Origin of the sequence: Brevundimonas albigilva (assembly GCF_023503965.1) — a bacterium.
Classification (GTDB): domain Bacteria; phylum Pseudomonadota; class Alphaproteobacteria; order Caulobacterales; family Caulobacteraceae; genus Brevundimonas; species Brevundimonas albigilva.
In genome coordinates this window covers 1065553-1083235 of sequence record NZ_CP097298.1, presented here as the reverse complement: position 1 = coordinate 1083235, position 17683 = coordinate 1065553, and the positions used below count along the sequence as shown (strand labels likewise).

Sequence of the window (17683 nt, the reverse complement as noted above, 5' to 3'; positions counted from 1 at the left end):
CACCCGGTTAACGGTTCGCCTCTAGGTTGGAGGCGATGAGCGACGCTTCGGCCCTGTTCGGAGAGGAGACGGCCAGCCCCGCGCCGCTGCGGGCCCGCCATGCCCTGCTCAAGCGGCTGGCCGACGTCGTTTCGCTGCCGGCCAGCCGGGTCAACGCCTTCGAGCGCGCCGTCACCGGCGACCTGCTGGTCGAGATGCTGCGCCTGGCCACGCCCGAGGAGCGCCGCCGCGTGGCCGCGCGCCTGGCGCCCCTGGCCGAGCTGCCCAACAGCGTCAGCCGCCTGCTGCTGCGCGACGAGCCGGCCATCGCCGGCCTGCTGATCGAACAGTGCGCCTCGCTGACCGACGCGGATCTGATCGGCTGCGCGCGCGACGCCGGGCCCGAGCACCGGCTGATGATGGCCTCGCGCCGCGGCCTGTCGGAGATCGTCACCGAGACCCTGTTCAGCTTCGGCGAGATGGAGGTGATCGAGGCGGTGCTGCGCAACGCCACGGCGCGCCTGTCGCAGGTCGGGCTGGAGGCCGTGGTGGCCCTGACCCGCCAGCATCCGGCCCTCAGCGCGCCCCTGCTCAAGCGCCCCGAGCTGCGTCCTGCCGGCGCCTATGTGATGTTCTGGTGGTGCGGGCCCGAGGATCGGCGCACCATCCTGCAGCGGTTCGCCGTCTCGCGCGAAGTGATGCAGGAGGTGTCCGAGGACGTCTTCGCCCTGGCCGCGGAAGAGGGCTGGGCCGACCCGGTGGCGCGCAAGGCCCTGCAGTTCATCGAGCGCCGCCAGCGCAACCGCGCCGCGATCGGCAAGAGCCCGTTCGACGACCTGGAGCAGGCGGTCGCCGTGGCCGCGCGCGACGGCCTGTCGCGCCAGACCGCCACCGAGATCGCCTATCTGTCCGGCATCAAGCCTCTGTCCGGCGCCAAGATCCTGGGCGATCCGGGCGGCGAGCCCCTGGCCATATTGTGCAAGGCCACCGGCCTGTCGCGCACCGACCTGCACCACCTGTGGCGCTCGATGCGGCGGCCCGAGCGGCTGGCCGACGGCGCCGCCCACCCCGACTGGGAGCGGGTGCAGATCACCTATGAGATGCTGGCGGTGGATCGCGCCCAGACTGTATTGCGATACTGGAACTGGTCGCTGTCCTCGGCCCTGACGCCCGAACTGATGCGCGCCATACGCGAGGGCGAGGAGGATGCGGTCGACGAATATTCCGCACCCGAATGGGCCGCGATGATGATCCTGGGCGAAGACTTGGGACGATAAGGTTAGCGGCCGAAGACGCACTTTCTCGTCAGCAGCCTGTCAAATGACGCAGTCGATCCGGGCCCGCGATTGCTTTTGTCCGCAAACCTGCCTAAGCACCGCAAAGAAGTTCGACGGGGGCGGCCGGTCGAGCGCGTTGAATCACGGAAGAGATCGGACGAATGGAAGAAGAAAAGCCTGAACTGCTCGAAATGACGGCGGACATCGTGTCGGCCTATGTCGGCAACAACACCGTTTCGGCCGAGACCCTGCCGACCCTGATCGCCAGCATCCACGCCGCCCTGTCGGGCGTGTCGGCCGGCCCGGTCGAGCCGGAGCCCGAGCCCAAGGAACCGGCGGTGCCGATCCGCAAGTCGATCAACCCGGACTTCCTGATCTGCCTGGAAGACGGCCGCAAGTTCAAGTCGCTGAAGCGCCACCTGCGCACCAAGTACGACATGAGCCCGGAAGAGTATCGGGCCAAGTGGGGCCTGCCCAAGGACTATCCGATGGTCGCGCCGAACTACGCCAAGGCGCGCTCGGAACTGGCCAAGCAGATGGGCCTGGGCCAGGGCGGCCGCAAACCCGCCCGCGCCGCCCGCGTCAAGAAGTAAGTCGGAACATTTCCGGCGACGGACGCCCGCTTCCGCCAGGAGGCGGGCGTTTCCAATCGCCCTCACCTGCAGGGCGGCGAGGCGCATCCGGTTTGGTTCAGGCGGCCGCCTGGGCGCCGCGGCGCATGCGCCAGAAGCGCAGGGTGCGCAGGGCGGCGTCGCGGCTCAGTTCGCCATACAGCCGGCCGTAGGCGCCGGCCTTGCCCATCGGATTGTCCTCGGACCCCAGCAGCACGACGGCGTAGGTTAGGAAGATGGCCCGGTCCATGTCGGCCGCCTTGCAGATGACCGCCAGGGCGTCCAGCTCCTTGCGCTCGACGATGCGCCGGGCGGTGTGGAAGTCCACGTCGGCCAGCTGCGACAGGGCCACCAGGAAGGGGGTGCGGCCGTTCGAGCGCAGGAAGCGCGCCAGCACCTGGGGCGTCAGCTGGCCGGCGGCGCGCAGCTCGTTCACATAGGCGACGCTCTCGGCGTAGTCGGCCGGCAGGGCGCCGTCGTCGGTCGCGACCCGGGTGCGGCCGGCGGCCAGGGCGGCCTCCAGCAGGTCGGGATCCATGCGCGCGTTCTGCTCCAGGATATGCTGGCGCAGCCGGGCCTCGACGACGAAATACATCTCGTTCAGCAGGTCGGCGGGCAGGCTCTTGCGCTCGACCGTGGCGGCGTGAAGGGCCGGATTGACCTTGGCCCGCTCCACCGCCGTTTCGGACGCCGCGCGCGACAGCCGGGCGCCGTCGTTTCTCAGCAGGGCGCCCAGGGCCTCGTCGTCGCCGTGTTCGACGATGGCGTCCGACAGGGCCTCGGACACCTCGGCCCGGCCGGAGACGGCGCGGATATGGCCCTGGCCCCGGCTGCGGATGACGGTGATCAGGTCCGCGTCGGTCAGCACCGGCGAGGCGCGCAGGACCTTGTCGGCGACCTCGACCTCGTCATTGGCCAGGCGCTGGATCAGGCGATGGGGCGCATGGGGCGCCTCGGCGAAACGGCTGGCCAGTTCGGCGCGGACCGCCGTCTCCATCTCGTCGGACAGCTGGGCCAGGACGTCGCCGTACAGGGCGGTCTCGGCGGCGGTGTGGACCGGGGGTTCGCCGAAGAAGTGGTCGGTCAGCTCGCGCAGCAGCAGGCGGCGCTTGTCGCTGGACGTTTCCCCGGCCAGGGCGATCAGGTGCGGCAGGCGCGAGCCTTCGACGGCGGCCTCCGCGGCGGCGGCTGCAGCGGTCATGGCAGGTCGTCGGCCTGGGTCTGGGGCAGGGCGCGGACCGAGCCGTCGGTGTTGCGCACCAGAGCCGGCGGGCCGTCGGGCTGGGCCAGGTCTGCGCTGGTCGGCGTCTGGGCCATCTGCACCGGCAGGGCGTCCAGATAGACCGGCGCCGGGGTGCGGATGGCGTCCGGCTCGTGCCCCGCCTGGCGGTGGACCGAATAGTAGCGGGCGCTCTGGGCGGAAGGGGCGGCGCCGGCCTCGGGCGCGGCCGCCGTCGCGCCGTCGGGCCGCTGCAGGCGGAAGATCGGGGCGTCGCGGCGGGGCGCCATCGGGTCGGCGACGGCCGCCTGAACCGGGGCCGGTTCGGCGGGCGCGGGTTCGGGCGCGGGCTGGGGCTGGACGCGGGCCTGCGGCGCGGGGACGGGTGCGGACGGCGCGGCGGCCTCCGGCTGGCGGGGCGTCGGCTCGGCCAGGGCGTGAGGCTGGGTCTGAGGTTGCGGCTGGGGCTGGGGCTGGGGCTGGGGCTCGGGGGCGCGCGGCGCGGGCGCCAGCCAGGCGCTGGCCGGGGTCAGGCCGCGAGAGGTCGAGGTCGGGATCGGCGCGGGGGCGATCCGGGCCAGCGGCAGGGAGGCGGTCGATGCGGCGGCGCGGGTCGGAACCGGGCGGGCGCCCTCGGTCGCGGCGTCGAGGGCAGGGGCGGGGGCGGTCGCCGGCCGCGCGGCGACGGCCGCCTTGCCCGGCCAGGACAGATAGCGCAGGCCGGCGCCGTTGGTCGGCTGCTGCTGGGCCAGGGCGACGCCCGGCGCGAGGCCGGCGCCGAGCAGAACGGTGGTGAGCAGGATGCGGCGCAAGACGGCGCTCCGATTGAGGGTCGCATCCACCCCAGCCGGCAGCGCTTAATCGCGCGCTAACGCGCCGTGCTGCGGTTGTCAGCCGCGGCCGGGCAGGTAGGCGTTGGTGAAGGCGTCGCGCCAGTTCAGGCCCGTGTCATAGACATCGCCCCGGCTGGCGACCTCGAAGAAGGCGCGCCAGCGCTCCTCGGTCATGGCGCCCAGGCCGAACAGGGCCGCATCGCCGCCGTCGACCACGGCGTTGTCGCGAAGCCGCGCGCGGGCCTGGTCAAGCAGGGCCTGGCTCATCTCAGGGTTGTCGCGCCGGATCAGGGCGTCGGCCGCCGACGGGTCGCCCCGGATATAGTCGCGCCACCCCTCGGCGGAGGCGGCGATGAAGCTGCGCAGGGCGCCGGCGTTGTCGCGCGCGAAGGCGTTGGGCGCCAGCACCAGGCCGCCGTAGGAGGGATAGCCCGCGTCCGCCGGCAGGAAGACCTGGGGCGTGAAGTCCGCCGCCTGCTCCACCGCGTGGGGGTCCACGGTCAGGTCGCCTTCCAGCACGGCGCGCGGCTCGGCCAGGAAGGCGGCGGCGCGGTCGGGGACGACGCGCGCCTGGTCGTCGGCCAGGCCGTAGGTCGCCTTCAGCCAGACCCAGAGGCCGGCGGCCTGCGGCTCGGCCAGCAGGAAGCGGCGGCCCCGAAGCTGGGCCAGGGCGGCCAGGTCCTCGACCGCCGGCTCGGCGTGGGCGATCAGGACCCGCGGGTCCTTCTGGAAGAAGGCGGCGACGGCGCGCACGGGGGCGCCGGAGGCGACCAGGTTCATCGGCGTGAAGCTGCTGGCGCCCAGGCCCAGCTCGACCGCGCCCGAGGCCAGCAACTGGGGCACGTTCACCCCCGGTCCGCCCTGGACGATCTGGACGTTCAGCCCGCGCTTCTCATAGGCCCCGCCGGCCACGGCCTGATAGAAGCCGCCGTGTTCGGCCCCGGCGCGGGCGTCGGTGGCGAAGCGCAGCCGCACCCGCCCCTGGTCGTCCACCGGCGCCTCGGTCCGCCCGCAGGCGCGCAAGGCCAGCGCGCCCGCGCCGACGACGGCCGCGCCGCCCGCAAGCAGGGCGCGACGCCGGGTCAGGAGGGGGCGATTCCCGCGCTGGATCATGGCGCTGGTTTAGGGGCGGATGGCGGCGTTGGGAAGGCGGGCGTCAGAAGGGCGTGCGTCAGTCGGGGGCGGACGTGTCGTCTCCCGCCTCGATGCGGTAACGGACCGGAACGACGCAGCGGACGCCGGCCTCGAAGCCGGGCGTGGCCTGGCTGGCGCGGACCAGGCGAAGGGCGTCCTCGCCGAACAGGGCGGCCGGCTGGGCCTCGATCACGGCCGCATTGCCGATCGCGCCCCACGGCGCGACGTCGAACCGCACCAGCGCCCATCCCTCGATCGCCCGCTGTCGGAAGACCTCGGGAAAGACCAGGCGGGGTCGAACCCGGAACCGCTCGTCCATGGCCTCGGGGCAGGCGGCCAACGGGTCCGGCCGATCCTCTTGCGCCGGCATCGGCGGGGCGGGCAGGGTCTCGCCCGTCCGGTAGAAGTTATAGACGCAGCCGGTGCGCGCCGGTCCGGGGCGCATTCGGGTTTCCGACACCGCGCGCAGACCCTCGGCGTCCAGGTCGGCGTCGCCGGAGGAGCCCAGGATTTCGACCTGGGACGCCTGGCCGTCCGCCGCGATGTTCCAGCGCACCACCGTCCAGCTGCTGCCGCCGGGCGGCGGTCGGCGGCCGCGCAGGAAGTCGGGATAGGCCGCCACCGCCGGACGACGCCCGCCCCAGCGCTCGCCGCAGTCGGCGCCGTCCCCACCCAGCCGGCGGGCCACGGCGTCGCGCAGCCTTCCCGTTCGGCGGTCGACCGCGAAATAGTTGAGCAGGTCGGGGGTTTCCGCCTCGGCCAGGGCGACGGTGCGCCAGGTCACGGTCAGGCGGCAGTCGGCGCGCGCCCTGGGCTCGAACCGCCAGGCGGCGAAGGCGGCCTGAAGCTTGGCCTCCGTGGCGGGAGGGGCGCCGACGGGCCGCAAATCCGTCACCCGGCCATCGGGCGCGGTGGCGAAGGCCAGGACCAGGTCCGGGCCGGCCAGGCGCATCCCCTCCCGCGCGGGCAGGATCTCGCTGTAGGCGGGGGTCACGGCTTCGCCGTCGCAGGCGGCCTGGGCGTCGGGAACCTGGAAGGTCATGGGCTCGACCGGATCGGCGCCATCGGGGCCGGGCCCCGGGATGATGACGGGCGCGTGCTGCGGCGGCCGCTCTCCGCCGGCTTGCGCCCAGGCCGGGATCACGGCCGAAGCCGCCGTCAGGACGACCAGGGGGACGACACGCATGAAGACCTCCATCTGCCCGCCATGGCTGCAGAAGGAAGCGGCGGCTGTCTAGCGCCTTGTCGTGAAATCGCCGCCGGAATTGAGCGAGGGGACGAAGCGTCCGGGGCGAACCCGTGCTCTTCGTCCCCTCGCCAAGTCCGGGTTGGACTTGGCCGTTCGGGTCTGGACCTCGGCCTGGGCGCCGTCGCAGGCGAACCTGAAAGGGCGGTCGGCTGTATCCTGTCGCGCTCCTGGTCTCCGGCGTTTGCGCAAACCCTGGGGTCCGCGCCGTCCATCGATCCCGATCCGGTTCCCCGTCCTGTCCGATCCGAAGACCGGGAAGGTCGGAGCCTGGATCCCGCCTGTCACCCGTTACGGTCCGAAGACCGCCCGAAGCGCCAGGTCGGAGAGCCGGGCCGGTTCGCTTGATTTCCAAGGTCTCCCCTGGTTTTCCGCGCCGCCGTGTCCCTCTGGCCCGTTGACGTTCCGACGAAACCCGCTATGAGGCAAGCGCCCGATCCCGCCCCGATGTGCACCACTGGCCCGGCGGCGGGGACAACCCTGTGCATATCCGTGGACGGATCGAAATCGCTGTTTTCGATCAGCGGCTTGCGTTGTCCACAGAAAGCGAGGGCCGCGGCCTCACCCGCCCGGCGCGATGCGCCAGACGGTGTTCGACACGTCGTCGGCGACCAGCAGGACGCGCTTGGCGGGGTCGAAGGCGACGCCGACCGGGCGGCCGCGCGCCTTGCCGTCCTTCAGGAAGCCGGTGGCGAAGTCGACGGGCGGGCCCGACGGGCGGCCGTTGGCGAAGGGGACGAAGACCACCTTGTAGCCGGACGGATCCTGGCGGTTCCAGCTGCCGTGCATGCCCACGAAGGCGCCGGTCGAGAAGGCGCCGCCGAAGCCGCCGCCACGCGCGAAGTCCAGGCCCAGCGCCGCCACGTGCGAGCCCAGGGCGTAATCGGGGCGGATAGCGCGGGCGACCAGGTCGGGCTTCTGCGGATGGGCGCGCGGATCGGTGGTCTGGCCCCAGTAGCTGTAGGGCCAGCCGTAGAAGGCGCCGTCGCGCACCTGGGTCAGATAGTCGGGCACCAGCTGCGGGCCCAGTTCGTCGCGCTCGTTGACCACGGACCACAGCAGGTTGGTGGCCGGCTCGACAGCCAGGGCGGTGGGGTTGCGGATGCCCTCGGCGATGGTGCGGTGGGCGCCCGTCTGGCGATCGACCTCCCACACCACGGCGCGGTCCTGCTCGACCTCCATGCCGCGCTCGCCGACGTTGGAGTTGGAGCCGATGCCGACATAGAGGAAGCGGCCGTCGGCGCTGGCGGTCAGGGCCTTGGTCCAGTGGTGGTTGATGTGCGAGGGCAGGTCCGTGACCCGCTGGCCGGGCGCGGAGATGCCGGTCTGGCCCGGCTGGAACGGGAAGCGGGTCAGGGCGTCCTGTTCGGCGACGTAGAGGGCGCCGTCGACATAGGCCAGGCCGTAGGGGGCGTTCAGGTTCTGGACCAGGACGGCGCGCAGCTCGGGCCGGCCGTCGTTGTCGGCGTCGCGCAGCAGGGTGATGCGGTCGCCGCCCTTCACGCTGCTCTTGCCGCGGGCCTTGATGACGCCGGCGATGACGTCCTTGGGCCGCAGCTTGGGGGCCTCCTTGCCGCCCGATCCCTCGGCCACCAGCACGTCGCCGTTCGGCAGGACCAGCATCTGGCGCGGGATCTTCAGGTCGGTGGCGAAGGGGGTGACGGTGAAGCCGGCGGGCACGGTCGGCAGTTCGCCGTTCCAGGGACCGGGGGCGAGACCTTCATCGGCGGGATCAGGGTCTGGTCCTGGCGCGGCAGGTCGGGCTGGGCGCCCGTCTGGTTCAGCGACGGGTCGCTGGAGCCGCCGCAGGCGGCCAGGGCGAGAACCAGGGCCGAGGCGGCCGGAGCGGCGAGAAGACGACGGATCATCGGGCGATCTCCCGCACGGTCGGGGTGGAATAGGCGAACCAGCCGGCCGCCAGGGCCAGCAGGGCGGACAGGATCGACAGGGTCAGGCCGAAGGCGCCGACCGAGCTCCAGGCGTCCTGGCTGTGCTTGAAGGCGTTGACCAAGCCGACGACCCAGGCCAGCGCCAGGGCGCCGACATAGACGGCGCTGTCGCGCCGGGCGGGGCCGCGCCAGTCCAGCGCCAGCCGCACCAGGGCCCAGACGCCGATCACGCCGCCGAACCAGGGCGCCCACGATCAGCCAGGCCGAGAAGTTCGACCACTGCATCTCGGCGGTCTTCAGATAGGCGATGTCGGTGAAGACGGTGAAGACGAACAGCACGATCGGAAAGCCCAGCAGAATGTCGTGCAAGGGGCGAAGTCGGGCGCGTATGTCCCCTGTCGTGGAAAGCATGGGCTCTGTTCCTCCTCGATCCCGAACCTGTGAGCCAGGGTCCAATCCCCAGCGTGGCTTTTGGTTTCGCGAGATCGGCCGATGCGGCGGTTTCACGCGCCAGGCCGGGCCTCAGCCGGCGGAGGCGGCCAGCCGGGCCTCAGCCGGCGGAGCCGGCCAGCCGGGCTTCGAGCCAGCGCCGCACGGCGATGCGGGCGCCGCGCGCGGCCGGGCCGCCGAAATGCAGGAAGCCGTGCGGGGTCTCGGGCACGCGGATCAGGTCGACCTCCGCGTCCTGGGCCCACCCGCGCGCCATCAAGAGGCTGTCCTGGAACAGGGGATCGTACTCGCCCGCTAGGAACAGGGCCGGCGGCAGGCCCGACAGATCGGCGTAGAGGGGCGAGACGTCGGGCGCCCGAAGCGCCGCCTCGTCGCGGTCGGGCGCAAGCCGGGCCAGGTCCGCCCGCATCGTCGGGCCGTTGAACAGCAGCGTGTCGCGCCCGGCCGCGCGGACGCTCTCCGTGCCGGAAAGGTCATAGACGCCGTAGGCCAGGACGCAGCCCCGCACCAGGTCGACCAGCCCCCGGTCGCGCAACGCCAGCACGGTCAGGGCCGCCAGGTGGGCGCCGGCCGATTCCCCGGCGACGAACAGATCGGCGGCGCCCAGCTGGTCGACGTTGCCGACGGTCCAGTAGGCGGCCTGAAGACAGTCCTCTATGGCCGCCTCGATGAAGACGCCGCGCCGTTCCGACAGCAGGCGATAGTCGATCGAGACGACGCAGAAGCCGCGCCGCGCCAGATGGGCGTTCAGCCGGTCGTTCAGGCTGGCGCTGCCCAGCACCCAGCCGCCCCCGTGAATGTCCAGGACGACGGCGCGGGGCGGGCCCTCGGGCCGCAGGATGCGCAGGGGAACCGACAGGTCCTCGTCCGGGGCGCGGACCTCGACCGTGACGCCGCGCTTCTTCAGGCGGGGGCCGTGAAGCCGGCCGGCGGCCGCGTCCAGCCAGGTCGAGAGCCGCTGGCCCGCCTCGATCCGCCAGGGGTCGGTGCGCAGGCGCGGCGCGCGGGCCAGGACGGCGTTGATGCGCCGCTGGGCCGCCAACTGCGGCGGCGGGAAGTCGACGGTATGGACGCGCAGGGGCATGGGGGCCTAGCGGGCCTTGGCGTCGTGCTCTTCGATCTCGCGGGACAGGCGGTCGGAGCGCCGCTTCAACTGAACGGCCCAGGCGGTCAGCGGCGTCGTGATCGCCAGAATCGCGATCAGGCCAGCCAGAATGTCGCCGTCAGTCATCGTCGGGAGCCTCCGCTACGACAGGCGCAAGATAGATGGTCGCGGCGTGCAGCGCCAGTGCGACGACCAGTCCGACCCACGCCCAGATCGTGTCGTTCGGCCCCCGGGTCACGATCAGGGCGACAGCGCCTCCGCCCGCGGCGATGGCGTAGGTGTGAAGCGTCCGGCGCAGCTGGACGATCCGGGCGTCGGCGTCCCGCTTCGCCTCCCGGAGAGCATCCTAGGGTCGCGAAATCGATGTCGCTCTGGACGACTCGCGGCCTGTCGGCCTAGCCTGGCGGGATGAAACGCCTGACGCCCTTCGCCGTGCTCTTGATCTTCGGCCTGATCGGCCTGCTGACCGGCAAGTTCGGGCTGTGGTTCCCGTTCGGCCTGGTGGCGGCCATCGTCGTGGGCGTGGTGCAGGATCGGCGCGCCAGGGCGGCGGCCCCGAAGGACCCGGCGCCGACGGACGGCTGAGGCTCAGCCCGCCAGGGCCGCCTTCTTCTCTTCCAGCTCCAGCCATTCCAGTTCGGCGGATTCCAGCTCGGCGCGGGCCTTTTCGGCGGCCTTCATGGCGACGTCGAAGGCCTTGGGGTCGCGGGCGTACAGGTCGGGATCGGCCAGGGTCGCGTCGTGCCGGGCGATGGCCGCGGGCAGGGTTTCGAGCAGCTTCTCCAGCTCCTCCAGCCGGCGCGCGTCCTTGTAGGAGAGCTTCTTCCTGGGAGGGGCGAGGGGCGAGGGGCGGGGGCGACGGGTTCGTCGCTTGTCGCCGCCGCGCCCGACTTCTTCTTCTCGCTGCTCGCCACCCGCGACTCGCCGCTCAGGAACCCCGGGTTCTGGCGCAGGAAGTCGGTCCAGCCGCCGGGGGTCTCGACGATGTCGCCGCGGCCGTTCAGGGCCAGGGTCGAGGTGGCCAGGCGGTCGATGAAGTCGCGGTCGTGGGAGACCAGGATCAGGGTGCCGTCGTAGCCCTCCAGCAGCTCCTCCAGCTTGTCCAGCGTGTCCATGTCCAGGTCGTTGGTCGGCTCGTCCAGGACCAGCAGATTGGCCGGCTTGGCCAGGGCGCGGGCCAGCAGCAGGCGGTTGCGTTCGCCGCCCGACAGGGTCGAGATGGGCTGCTTCAGTTGGGCCTCCTGGAACAGGAAGTCCTTGGCGTAGGCGGCGACGTGCATCGAGCGGCCGCGCACCAGGATGCTGTCGCCGCCGCCCGGCGTCAGGGCGTCCCACAGGGTCATGTCGGACTTCAGCCCCTCGCGCGACTGGTCCAGATAGACGGGCTCCAGGTTGGCGCCCATGCGGACGGTTCCCTCGTCGGGGGCCAGTTCGCCCAGCAGCACCTTGACCAGGGTGGTCTTGCCCGCGCCGTTGGGGCCGACGATGCCCAGGCGGTCGCCGCGCAGGATGCGGGTGGTGAGGTTCTTGAACAGGGTGCGGCGTGATCCTCCCCGCTTGCGGGGAGGGGGACCCCGAAGGGGTGGAGGGGGCGGACGTCGCACCGGCGTCAGAAGCGTCGAGAGCGAGTCCGGTTCCGCCCCCTCCACCACGCTGCGCGCGGTCCCCCTCCCCGCGTCGCGGGGAGGATCGAGGTGGCGAACCCTTTGCTGACCCCCTTCACATCCGCCACCAGCTTGCCGGAGACGGCGCCGGAATCGACGCCGAGGTTCAGTTCGCGCGGCAGGTCGCGGACCCGTTCGGCGCGGTCGGCGCGCATGGCCTGAAGGGCGCGGGCGCGGCCTTCGTTCCTGGTGCGCTGGGCGGTGATGGAGCGGTAGAAGGTGTAGGTCTCGGCCTCGATCTTCTTGGTCAGGCGGCGCAGGGATTCGGCCTCCTCCTCCATGACCTTGGCGGACCAGTCGTCGAACTCGACGAAGCCCTTGTTCAGGGTGCGGACGCGGCGGCCCTCCAGCCAGTGGACGGTGTCGGTGACGCGGTTCAGGAAGGCGCGGTCGTGGCTGACGACCAGGACGGCGAAGCGGGCCTGGAGAAGCTCGGTCTCCAGCAGTTCGATGGCCAGGATGTCGAGGTGGTTGGTCGGTTCGTCCAGCAGCAGCAGGTCCGGCTCCTCGGCGAAGGCCTTGGCCAGGGCGGCGCGGCGGGTCTCGCCGCCGGACAGGCCTTGCGTGGACTTGGCGGGGTCCAGGCCGAAGGTGGTCAGCCAGGCCTCGGCCGTCCAGGGCTCGGCCTCGCCGGAGGCGGCGTAGTCGAGGAGCGTGTCGCCCACGATCAGGGGCTCCTGCGGCACATAGGCGAAGCGCGTGCCGGCCTGGACCGAGCGGTCGCCGCTGTCGGGCTCGATCAGGCCCATGACGACCTTCATCAGGGTGGACTTGCCGGCGCCGTTGCGGCCGACCAGGGCGGCGCGGCTGCGCGGTTCGACCGCGAGGTCGACGCCGTCGAACAGGGGGCGGGGTCCGTCCTGGAGACGGACGTCCTTGAGGGCGACTAAGGGGGGTCTGGCGGCCATTGGCGGCCATATAGAGGAGGGGGCGGCGAACCGCCACGGGCTTCGGAAATTGACTGTTACCGTCCGGCCGGTATGTAGGGCAAATGGACACCGCCACTCGCCGCCGCGCGCCCGACGACACCCGAACCGAGATCATCGACAAGGCCCTGGAGGTCGCGGCCGAACTGGGGGCGTCGGGCTTCACCCTGGATGCCGTGGCGGCGCGGACGACGGTCAGCAAGGGGGCGGTTCTGCACCACTTCCCGACCAAGATCGCCCTGCTGGAGGGGATGATCGACCATCTGGGCCAACTGCACACGGACGGCATCCTGGCCGAGGCGGCGCGGGACCCGGAACCCTATGGCCGCAATGCGCGCGCCTATCTGAGGGCGACGGTGACCGAGCCGGTGACGCCGCAGGACGTCAGCATCGGCCGGGTCGTCATGGCCGCCTGCGCCATAGAGCCGGCGCTGGCCCTGCGCTGGAAGGGCTGGATCGACCGGGTGAAGGCCGACGATCCCAGCGACCCCGTCGGGGCGGACGACGCCCTGATGCTGAGGCTGATCGCCGATGGGCTGTGGATGTCGGACCTGTTCGGCCTCCATCAGGTTTCGGCCGAGCAGCGGCAGGCGCTGCTGTCGCTGCTGACCCCCGGCCACCCGATCACGGGGAACGACGCATGAGCCCGGCGACATGGGCGGCGCTGCTGGGCGCCATCGGGCTGGAGGTGGCGGGCACGACCCTGCTGCAGAAGTCCGAGCAGTTCAGCCGGCTGTGGCCGACGCTGGGGATGGCGGCCTGCTATCTGGTCGCCTTCTACCTGCTGAGCCTGGCGCTGCGGCAGATGCCGGTGGGGATCGCCTATGCGATCTGGAGCGGGCTGGGCGTGGTGGCGATCTCGGCGATCGGCGTGGTGCTGTTCAGGCAGAGGCTGGACCCGCCGGCGGTGGTCGGCCTGGCGATGATCGTGGGCGGGGTGGTGGTCATCAACCTGTTCTCCAAGGCCGTTTCGCACTGATTGATCCTCCCCGTGGAGCGCAGCGGAACGGGGAGGGGGACCGCGCGAAGCGTGGTGGAGGGGGCGGACAGCGCGCTGATGTCGGGCGTTAGTTCTGCGAGTCTGATCATCGAATATCGAGTCCGCGTCCGCCCCCTCCACCACTTCGTGGTCCCCCTCCCCGCTTTGCGGGGGAGGATCTTTAGAGGGAGAGGATGAAGTCGGCGACGGCGTCGGGGTCGCGGAGGACGGCCGTGGCGGGGACGCGGAGGGTGCGGATGCCGGCGTCCGCGAAATAGGCGTCGCGGCGGGCGTCGTGGGCCGCGTCGTGCTGCTGGCCGTCGATCTCGATGCAGAGGCGGTCGCGCAAGCGATAGAAGTCGAGGATGTAGGGGCCGAGGGCGTGCTGGCGGCGGAAGCCGCGGCCGCGGATGCGCGCCCAGATCAGAACTTCGGGCAAAGACAGGGTTCGGCGGAGACTTCTGGCGCGTTTTTGGGTAAGGACCGGCGCTCTCATGGCACGCATCACAATCATAAGCTGCGCCGTTGGCAAGTCTGGTCCGGCAGGGTGCGTCGTCCGCCCCCTCCACCGCTTCGCGGTCCCCCTCCCCCGCGGGCGGGGAGGACCTGATGTTCTGCGGACCAAGACCCTGGCCGAGATGAACCCCGTGGAGTGGGAGAGCCTGTGCGACGGGTGCGGGCTGTGCTGCGTGGTGCGGTTCGAGGACGAGGACACCGGCGAGGTGATTCCGACGCGGGTGCACTGCAAGCTGTTCGATCCGGAGGCGTGCGCCTGTTCGGACTATGCGAACCGCAAGAAGCACGTGCCGGACTGCATCAAGCTGACGCCCGGAAACATCGAGGCGCTGGAGTGGATGCCGAAGTCCTGCGCCTATCGCCGGATCCACGAGGGGCGGGACCTGGCGTGGTGGCATCCGCTGGTGTCGGGCGACCGGGAGACGGTGCATGCGGCGGGGGTGTCGGTGCGGGGGCAGACGATCTCGGAACTGTCGCTGGCCGAGCCGGAGGACGCGCTGGACTTCGAGGCGCCGGAATGGGCGCTGGAGCGGGGCTGAGGGCGCCAGGTCGAGCCGGCGAACCATCATAATGACGCTGGTCTGAATTCAACGAAATCATGGGCTTGTGCTTTTCTCGAGGCGATCGACGCGCCTGAGGACGCTGGTGCGCTATGGTTGGTTCATGGCGAGACATGGGGACGAGACGGGGGCCGGGGGCGAGAGCGCCGGCTGGCTGGGGCATGTCTGCGCGCGGCTGAAGGCCAAGGTGGACGAGGCGCTGGACGCCGTCTGCGACGCGCCGAAGGTCGAGGGCGTGGCCGAGGCCGAGAAGCTGGCCCGCGCGGTCGGCGTGATCGCGCGGGCGGCCAGGGCGGTGGCCGCGCTGGAACCCCGTCTGGCCGCCGACAGCGAAGAGGACGAGATGGGTGGACGGATCTACGACCCCGAGGAAGACGAGCGGCTGCGACGCGAGTTGGCCGCTCACTGCGATCGGCTCGACGGCATCATCGAGGCAAAGCGAGCTCGAGACGCTGAAGGGAGCGCCGCTGAGGCGGGAGCTCCGCAAGGCGCGGGTGAACGATCACCAGGTTCCGCCGACGAGACCTGACTGGCGCACCTGGCTGCTGCTGGGCGGCCGGGGGTCGGGCAAGACGTTCGCCGGGGCGGTGTGGATCGACACCCTGGCGCGTCGGAGCCTGGTGAATCTGGCTCTGGTCGGGCCCGCCCTGCACGACGTGCGCGAGGTGATGGTCGAGGGGGCGTCGGGGATCAAGGCGCTGGCCGAGCCGGGCGATCGGCCGCGCTGGGAGGCGGGGCGGCGCCGGCTGCTGTGGAAGAACGGCTCGGCCGCCTACGCCTTTTCGGCGGAGGATCCGGACAGCCTGCGCGGGCCGCAGTTTCATGGGGCGTGGGCCGACGAGTTCTGCGCCTGGCGCGAGCCGGAGGCGGTGCTGTCCAACCTGAGGTTTGGGCTGAGGCTGGGGGACGATCCGAAGCTGGCGGTGACGACGACGCCCCGGCCGATCCCGGCGCTGAGGCGGCTGATGGCCGAGGCGGGGACGGTGACGGAGCGGGCGGGGACGGCGGCCAACGCCAAGAACCTGGCGCCGGGGTTCCTGGCGCATCTGACGGCGCTGTACGGCGGGACGCGGCTGGAGGCGCAGGAGTTGGAAGGCCTGGTGGTCGAGGGCGAGGGCGCCCTGTTCCGCATCGAGGACCTGAAGCGGGCGAAGGGCGCGCGGCCGGCCGAGCTGGACCGGGTGGTCGTGGCGGTCGATCCGCCGGCGACCGCGCACGGCGACGCCTGCGGCATTGTCGTGGTGGGACGGAAGGAGCGCCGGGCCTTCGTGCTGGCGGACCGGACGGTGCGGGGGATGTCGCCGCACGGGTGGGCCGGGGCGGTGGCGGAGGCGGTGGCGGATTTCGGCGCGCGGGAGATCGTGGCCGAGGGCAACCAGGGCGGCGAGATGGTGCGGTCGGTGCTGGCGCAGGCGGACTGCGCCGCGCCGGTGAAGCTGGTCCATGCGTCGCGGTCCAAGGCGGCGCGGGCCGAGCCGGTGGCGCTGCTGTACGAACAGGGGCGGGTGGTCCACTGCGGGGACTTTCCGGCGCTGGAAGAGAGATGCTGGCGCTGGGGTGCGGGGGCGGGAAGAGCCCGGACCGGGCCGACGCGCTGGTGTGGGGGATCACGCGGCTGATGCTGGAAGAACGGTCGGAAGGGCCGAGGATACGGGTGATCTGATCCTCCCCCGCAAAGCGGGGAGGGGGACCGCCCGAAGGGTGGGGGAGGGGGCGGATAGCGCACGAGCGTTGAACGTCTGCTCTCAGAATTTCCACGGTGAAGACCGAGTCTGCGTCCGCCCCCTCCACCACTTCGTGGTCCCCCTCCCCGCCTCGCGGGGGAGGATTGGTTTCAGGGAGATTTCGATGGTTTCGATGCGATGGCCGTTCGGCCAGCGGGGGCGGGCGGCTGCGCCCGAGGCGAAGGCCAGCCGGGCGGGGGCGGTGGCGGCCTTCTCGTCCGTGGGAAGGCCCAGGTGGACGCCGAACGACTACGCCAGCCTGGCGCGCGAGGGGTATCAGCGGAACGCGGTGGCCTATCGCTGCGTGCGGATGATCGCCGAGGCCGCCGCGTCCGCGCCGTTCGCGGTGTTCGTGGACGGGGCGCGGGACGACGCCCATCCGCTGGCGAAGCTGATCCGGCGGCCCAATCCCGAGCAATCGGGGGCCGAGCTGATGGAGGCGCTGTACGGGGCGCTGCAGGTGTCGGGCAACGCCTATGTCGAGGCGACCGGGGACGCGGACGGGGACGGGGCGCCGGACGAGCTGTGGGCGCTGCGGTCCGACCGGGTGAAGGTGGTGCCGGGGCGGTCAGGCTGGCCCGAGGCGTGGGACTATTGCGTCGATGGGCGGTCGGTGCGGATCGGCCGGGCGGCGGACGGCTGGGCGCCGGTGATGCACCTGAAGCTGTGGCACCCGCTGGACGACTGGTACGGGCTGTCGCCGCTGGAGGCGGCGGCGCGGGGGTGGACGCGCACAATGCGGCCGGGGCCTGGAACAAGGCCCTGCTGGACAATGCGGCGCGGCCCAGCGGCGCGCTGGTCTATGGCGCGCGCGACGGCGAGCGGCTGACGAACGACCAGTTCGAGGCGCTGAAGGCGCAGCTGGACGAGAACTATGCGGGCGCGGCGAACGCGGGGCGGCCGGTGCTGCTGGAAGGCGGCATGGACTGGAAGCCGCTGAGCCTGACGCCGGCGGAGATGGATTTCACGGCCGGCAAGCACGCCGCGGCGCGCGAGATCGCCCTGGCCTTCGGGGTTCCGCCGCAGCTGCTGGGGATACCGGGGGATGCGACCTACGCCAACTATCGCGAGGCGAACGCGGCGTTCTGGAGGCAGACGGTGATCCCGCTGGTCAGGAAGGCGGCGGGGGCGCTGACGGGGTGGCTGGGCGAGCGGTTCGCGGGCTGCGAGGTGCGGGCCGACCTGGACGCGGTGGCGGCGCTGCAGCCCGAGCGGGACGCGCTGTGGGCGCGGCTGGAGGGCGCGAGCTTCCTGACGGACGAGGAGCGGCGGCGAATGGCGGGGGTCGGGCAATGATGGAGCAGTTGAGGAAGGCGCCGGCGGCGCTGATCGCGGCGTTGGCGGTGCAGACGATCGCGGGTCTGCTGTGGGCCGGCGGGGCGGCGGCGCGGATCGCGACGCTGGAGCAGCGGGTGGGCGAGCAGAGGCTGGTGGCCGAGCGGCTGGCGCGGCTGGAGGCGCAGGGCGAGGCGACGGCGGCGGCCGTGGAGCGGATCGAACGGAGGCTGGAGGAGAAGTGAGGACGTCTGGAACGATCCTCCCTCGCGAAGCGGGGGAGGGGGACCGCCCGA

20 protein-coding genes and 3 pseudogenes are annotated in these 17683 nt (G+C 72.0%); 11 read left to right on the top strand and 12 right to left on the bottom strand.

Going from position 1 to position 17683, the window contains the following annotated elements; translation table 11 throughout:
• Positions 1-35: 35 nt before the first annotated feature.
• Both MU852_RS05670 and MU852_RS05665 read left to right on the top strand, forming a co-directional pair.
• The gene (locus tag MU852_RS05670) at positions 36-1256 is read left to right on the top strand and encodes a DUF2336 domain-containing protein (RefSeq protein WP_249751375.1); all 1221 of its coding nucleotides are present in this window, start codon (positions 36-38) and stop codon (positions 1254-1256) included.
• Between the two features lie 161 nt (positions 1257-1417).
• Positions 1418-1849 (top strand): Ros/MucR family transcriptional regulator, encoded by a 432-nt coding sequence (locus MU852_RS05665; protein ID WP_249751374.1) that lies wholly within the window; start codon positions 1418-1420, stop codon positions 1847-1849.
• Positions 1850-1946: 97 nt separating this feature from the next.
• On the opposite strand, the gene MU852_RS05660 is transcribed toward MU852_RS05665, so the two are convergent.
• From MU852_RS05660 to MU852_RS05625, 9 genes and pseudogenes are all read right to left on the bottom strand, one after another.
• On the bottom strand, positions 1947-3068 hold the full coding sequence (locus MU852_RS05660) for a DUF2336 domain-containing protein (RefSeq protein WP_249751373.1): 1122 nt from the start codon (positions 3066-3068) through the stop codon (positions 1947-1949).
• The gene (locus MU852_RS05655; protein ID WP_249751372.1) at positions 3065-3898 is read right to left on the bottom strand and encodes a hypothetical protein; all 834 of its coding nucleotides are present in this window, start codon (positions 3896-3898) and stop codon (positions 3065-3067) included. The genes MU852_RS05660 and MU852_RS05655 overlap by 4 nt, the downstream gene beginning before the upstream one ends.
• Before the next feature lie 78 nt (positions 3899-3976).
• The gene (locus MU852_RS05650; RefSeq protein ID WP_249751371.1) at positions 3977-5032 is read right to left on the bottom strand and encodes an ABC transporter substrate-binding protein; all 1056 of its coding nucleotides are present in this window, start codon (positions 5030-5032) and stop codon (positions 3977-3979) included.
• 58 nt (positions 5033-5090) lie between these two features.
• Entirely contained in the window at positions 5091-6239 is a 1149-nt protein-coding gene (locus tag MU852_RS05645; protein WP_249751370.1) for a TonB family protein, read from the bottom strand.
• A gap of 621 nt (positions 6240-6860) precedes the next feature.
• Positions 6861-8167 (bottom strand): annotated as a pseudogene (locus tag MU852_RS05640) (PQQ-dependent sugar dehydrogenase).
• Positions 8164-8418: a hypothetical protein gene (locus MU852_RS05635; protein ID WP_249751369.1), complete on the bottom strand. Its 255-nt coding sequence runs from the start codon at positions 8416-8418 to the stop codon at positions 8164-8166. The pseudogene MU852_RS05640 and the gene MU852_RS05635 overlap by 4 nt, the downstream one beginning before the upstream one ends.
• A 67-nt stretch (positions 8419-8485) precedes the next feature.
• Positions 8486-8599: pseudogene (locus tag MU852_RS17765) on the bottom strand (hypothetical protein); the annotation flags it as partial.
• Positions 8600-8738: 139 nt separating this feature from the next.
• Positions 8739-9722, bottom strand: a complete 984-nt coding sequence (locus MU852_RS05630; RefSeq protein ID WP_249751368.1) for an alpha/beta hydrolase — start codon at positions 9720-9722, stop codon at positions 8739-8741.
• A 6-nt stretch (positions 9723-9728) separates the two neighbouring features.
• Positions 9729-9869, bottom strand: a complete 141-nt coding sequence (locus MU852_RS05625) for a hypothetical protein (RefSeq protein WP_249751367.1) — start codon at positions 9867-9869, stop codon at positions 9729-9731.
• A gap of 282 nt (positions 9870-10151) precedes the next feature.
• On the opposite strand from MU852_RS05625, the gene MU852_RS05620 reads away from it, so the two are divergent.
• Positions 10152-10328, top strand: a complete 177-nt coding sequence (locus tag MU852_RS05620; protein ID WP_249751366.1) for a hypothetical protein — start codon at positions 10152-10154, stop codon at positions 10326-10328.
• Positions 10329-10331: 3 nt separating this feature from the next.
• Here the strand turns inward: MU852_RS05620 and MU852_RS05615 are convergent.
• Positions 10332-11290 (bottom strand): annotated as a pseudogene (locus tag MU852_RS05615) (ATP-binding cassette domain-containing protein); the annotation flags it as partial.
• 62 nt (positions 11291-11352) lie between these two features.
• Complete coding sequence (locus MU852_RS05610) at positions 11353-12315, bottom strand: ATP-binding cassette domain-containing protein (protein ID WP_430641197.1); 963 nt, start codon at positions 12313-12315, stop codon at positions 11353-11355.
• Between the two features lie 83 nt (positions 12316-12398).
• Here MU852_RS05610 and MU852_RS05605 point away from each other — a divergent pair, with 83 nt between their 5' ends.
• Entirely contained in the window at positions 12399-12977 is a 579-nt protein-coding gene (locus MU852_RS05605) for a TetR/AcrR family transcriptional regulator (RefSeq protein ID WP_249751365.1), read from the top strand.
• Positions 12974-13312, top strand: a complete 339-nt coding sequence (locus tag MU852_RS05600) for a DMT family transporter (protein ID WP_249751364.1) — start codon at positions 12974-12976, stop codon at positions 13310-13312. The genes MU852_RS05605 and MU852_RS05600 overlap by 4 nt, the downstream gene beginning before the upstream one ends.
• 181 nt (positions 13313-13493) lie before the next feature.
• Here MU852_RS05600 and MU852_RS05595 read toward each other — a convergent pair whose 3' ends face one another.
• On the bottom strand, positions 13494-13808 hold the full coding sequence (locus MU852_RS05595) for an endonuclease domain-containing protein (RefSeq protein WP_283843797.1): 315 nt from the start codon (positions 13806-13808) through the stop codon (positions 13494-13496).
• 118 nt (positions 13809-13926) lie between these two features.
• Between MU852_RS05595 and MU852_RS05590 the strand changes: the two genes are divergently transcribed.
• The 6 genes from MU852_RS05590 to MU852_RS05570 all read left to right on the top strand — a co-directional run bounded on the left by MU852_RS05590 (position 13927) and on the right by MU852_RS05570 (position 17632).
• The gene (locus MU852_RS05590) at positions 13927-14367 is read left to right on the top strand and encodes a YcgN family cysteine cluster protein (protein WP_283843852.1); all 441 of its coding nucleotides are present in this window, start codon (positions 13927-13929) and stop codon (positions 14365-14367) included.
• 124 nt (positions 14368-14491) lie between these two features.
• Positions 14492-14917 (top strand): hypothetical protein, encoded by a 426-nt coding sequence (locus MU852_RS05585; RefSeq protein WP_249751361.1) that lies wholly within the window; start codon positions 14492-14494, stop codon positions 14915-14917.
• The gene (locus MU852_RS05580; RefSeq protein WP_249751360.1) at positions 14883-16007 is read left to right on the top strand and encodes a DNA-packaging protein; all 1125 of its coding nucleotides are present in this window, start codon (positions 14883-14885) and stop codon (positions 16005-16007) included. Before MU852_RS05585 ends, MU852_RS05580 begins: the two co-directional genes overlap by 35 nt.
• Before the next feature lie 229 nt (positions 16008-16236).
• On the top strand, positions 16237-16941 hold the full coding sequence (locus MU852_RS18150) for a phage portal protein (protein WP_430641196.1): 705 nt from the start codon (positions 16237-16239) through the stop codon (positions 16939-16941).
• Positions 16836-17408, top strand: a complete 573-nt coding sequence (locus tag MU852_RS18145) for a phage portal protein (protein ID WP_430641195.1) — start codon at positions 16836-16838, stop codon at positions 17406-17408. The genes MU852_RS18150 and MU852_RS18145 overlap by 106 nt, the downstream gene beginning before the upstream one ends.
• Positions 17408-17632 carry a hypothetical protein gene (locus MU852_RS05570; protein WP_249751871.1) on the top strand — a complete coding sequence of 75 codons (225 nt, stop codon included), beginning with the start codon at positions 17408-17410 and terminating at the stop codon, positions 17630-17632. Before MU852_RS18145 ends, MU852_RS05570 begins: the two co-directional genes overlap by 1 nt.
• Positions 17633-17683: the final 51 nt, after the last annotated feature.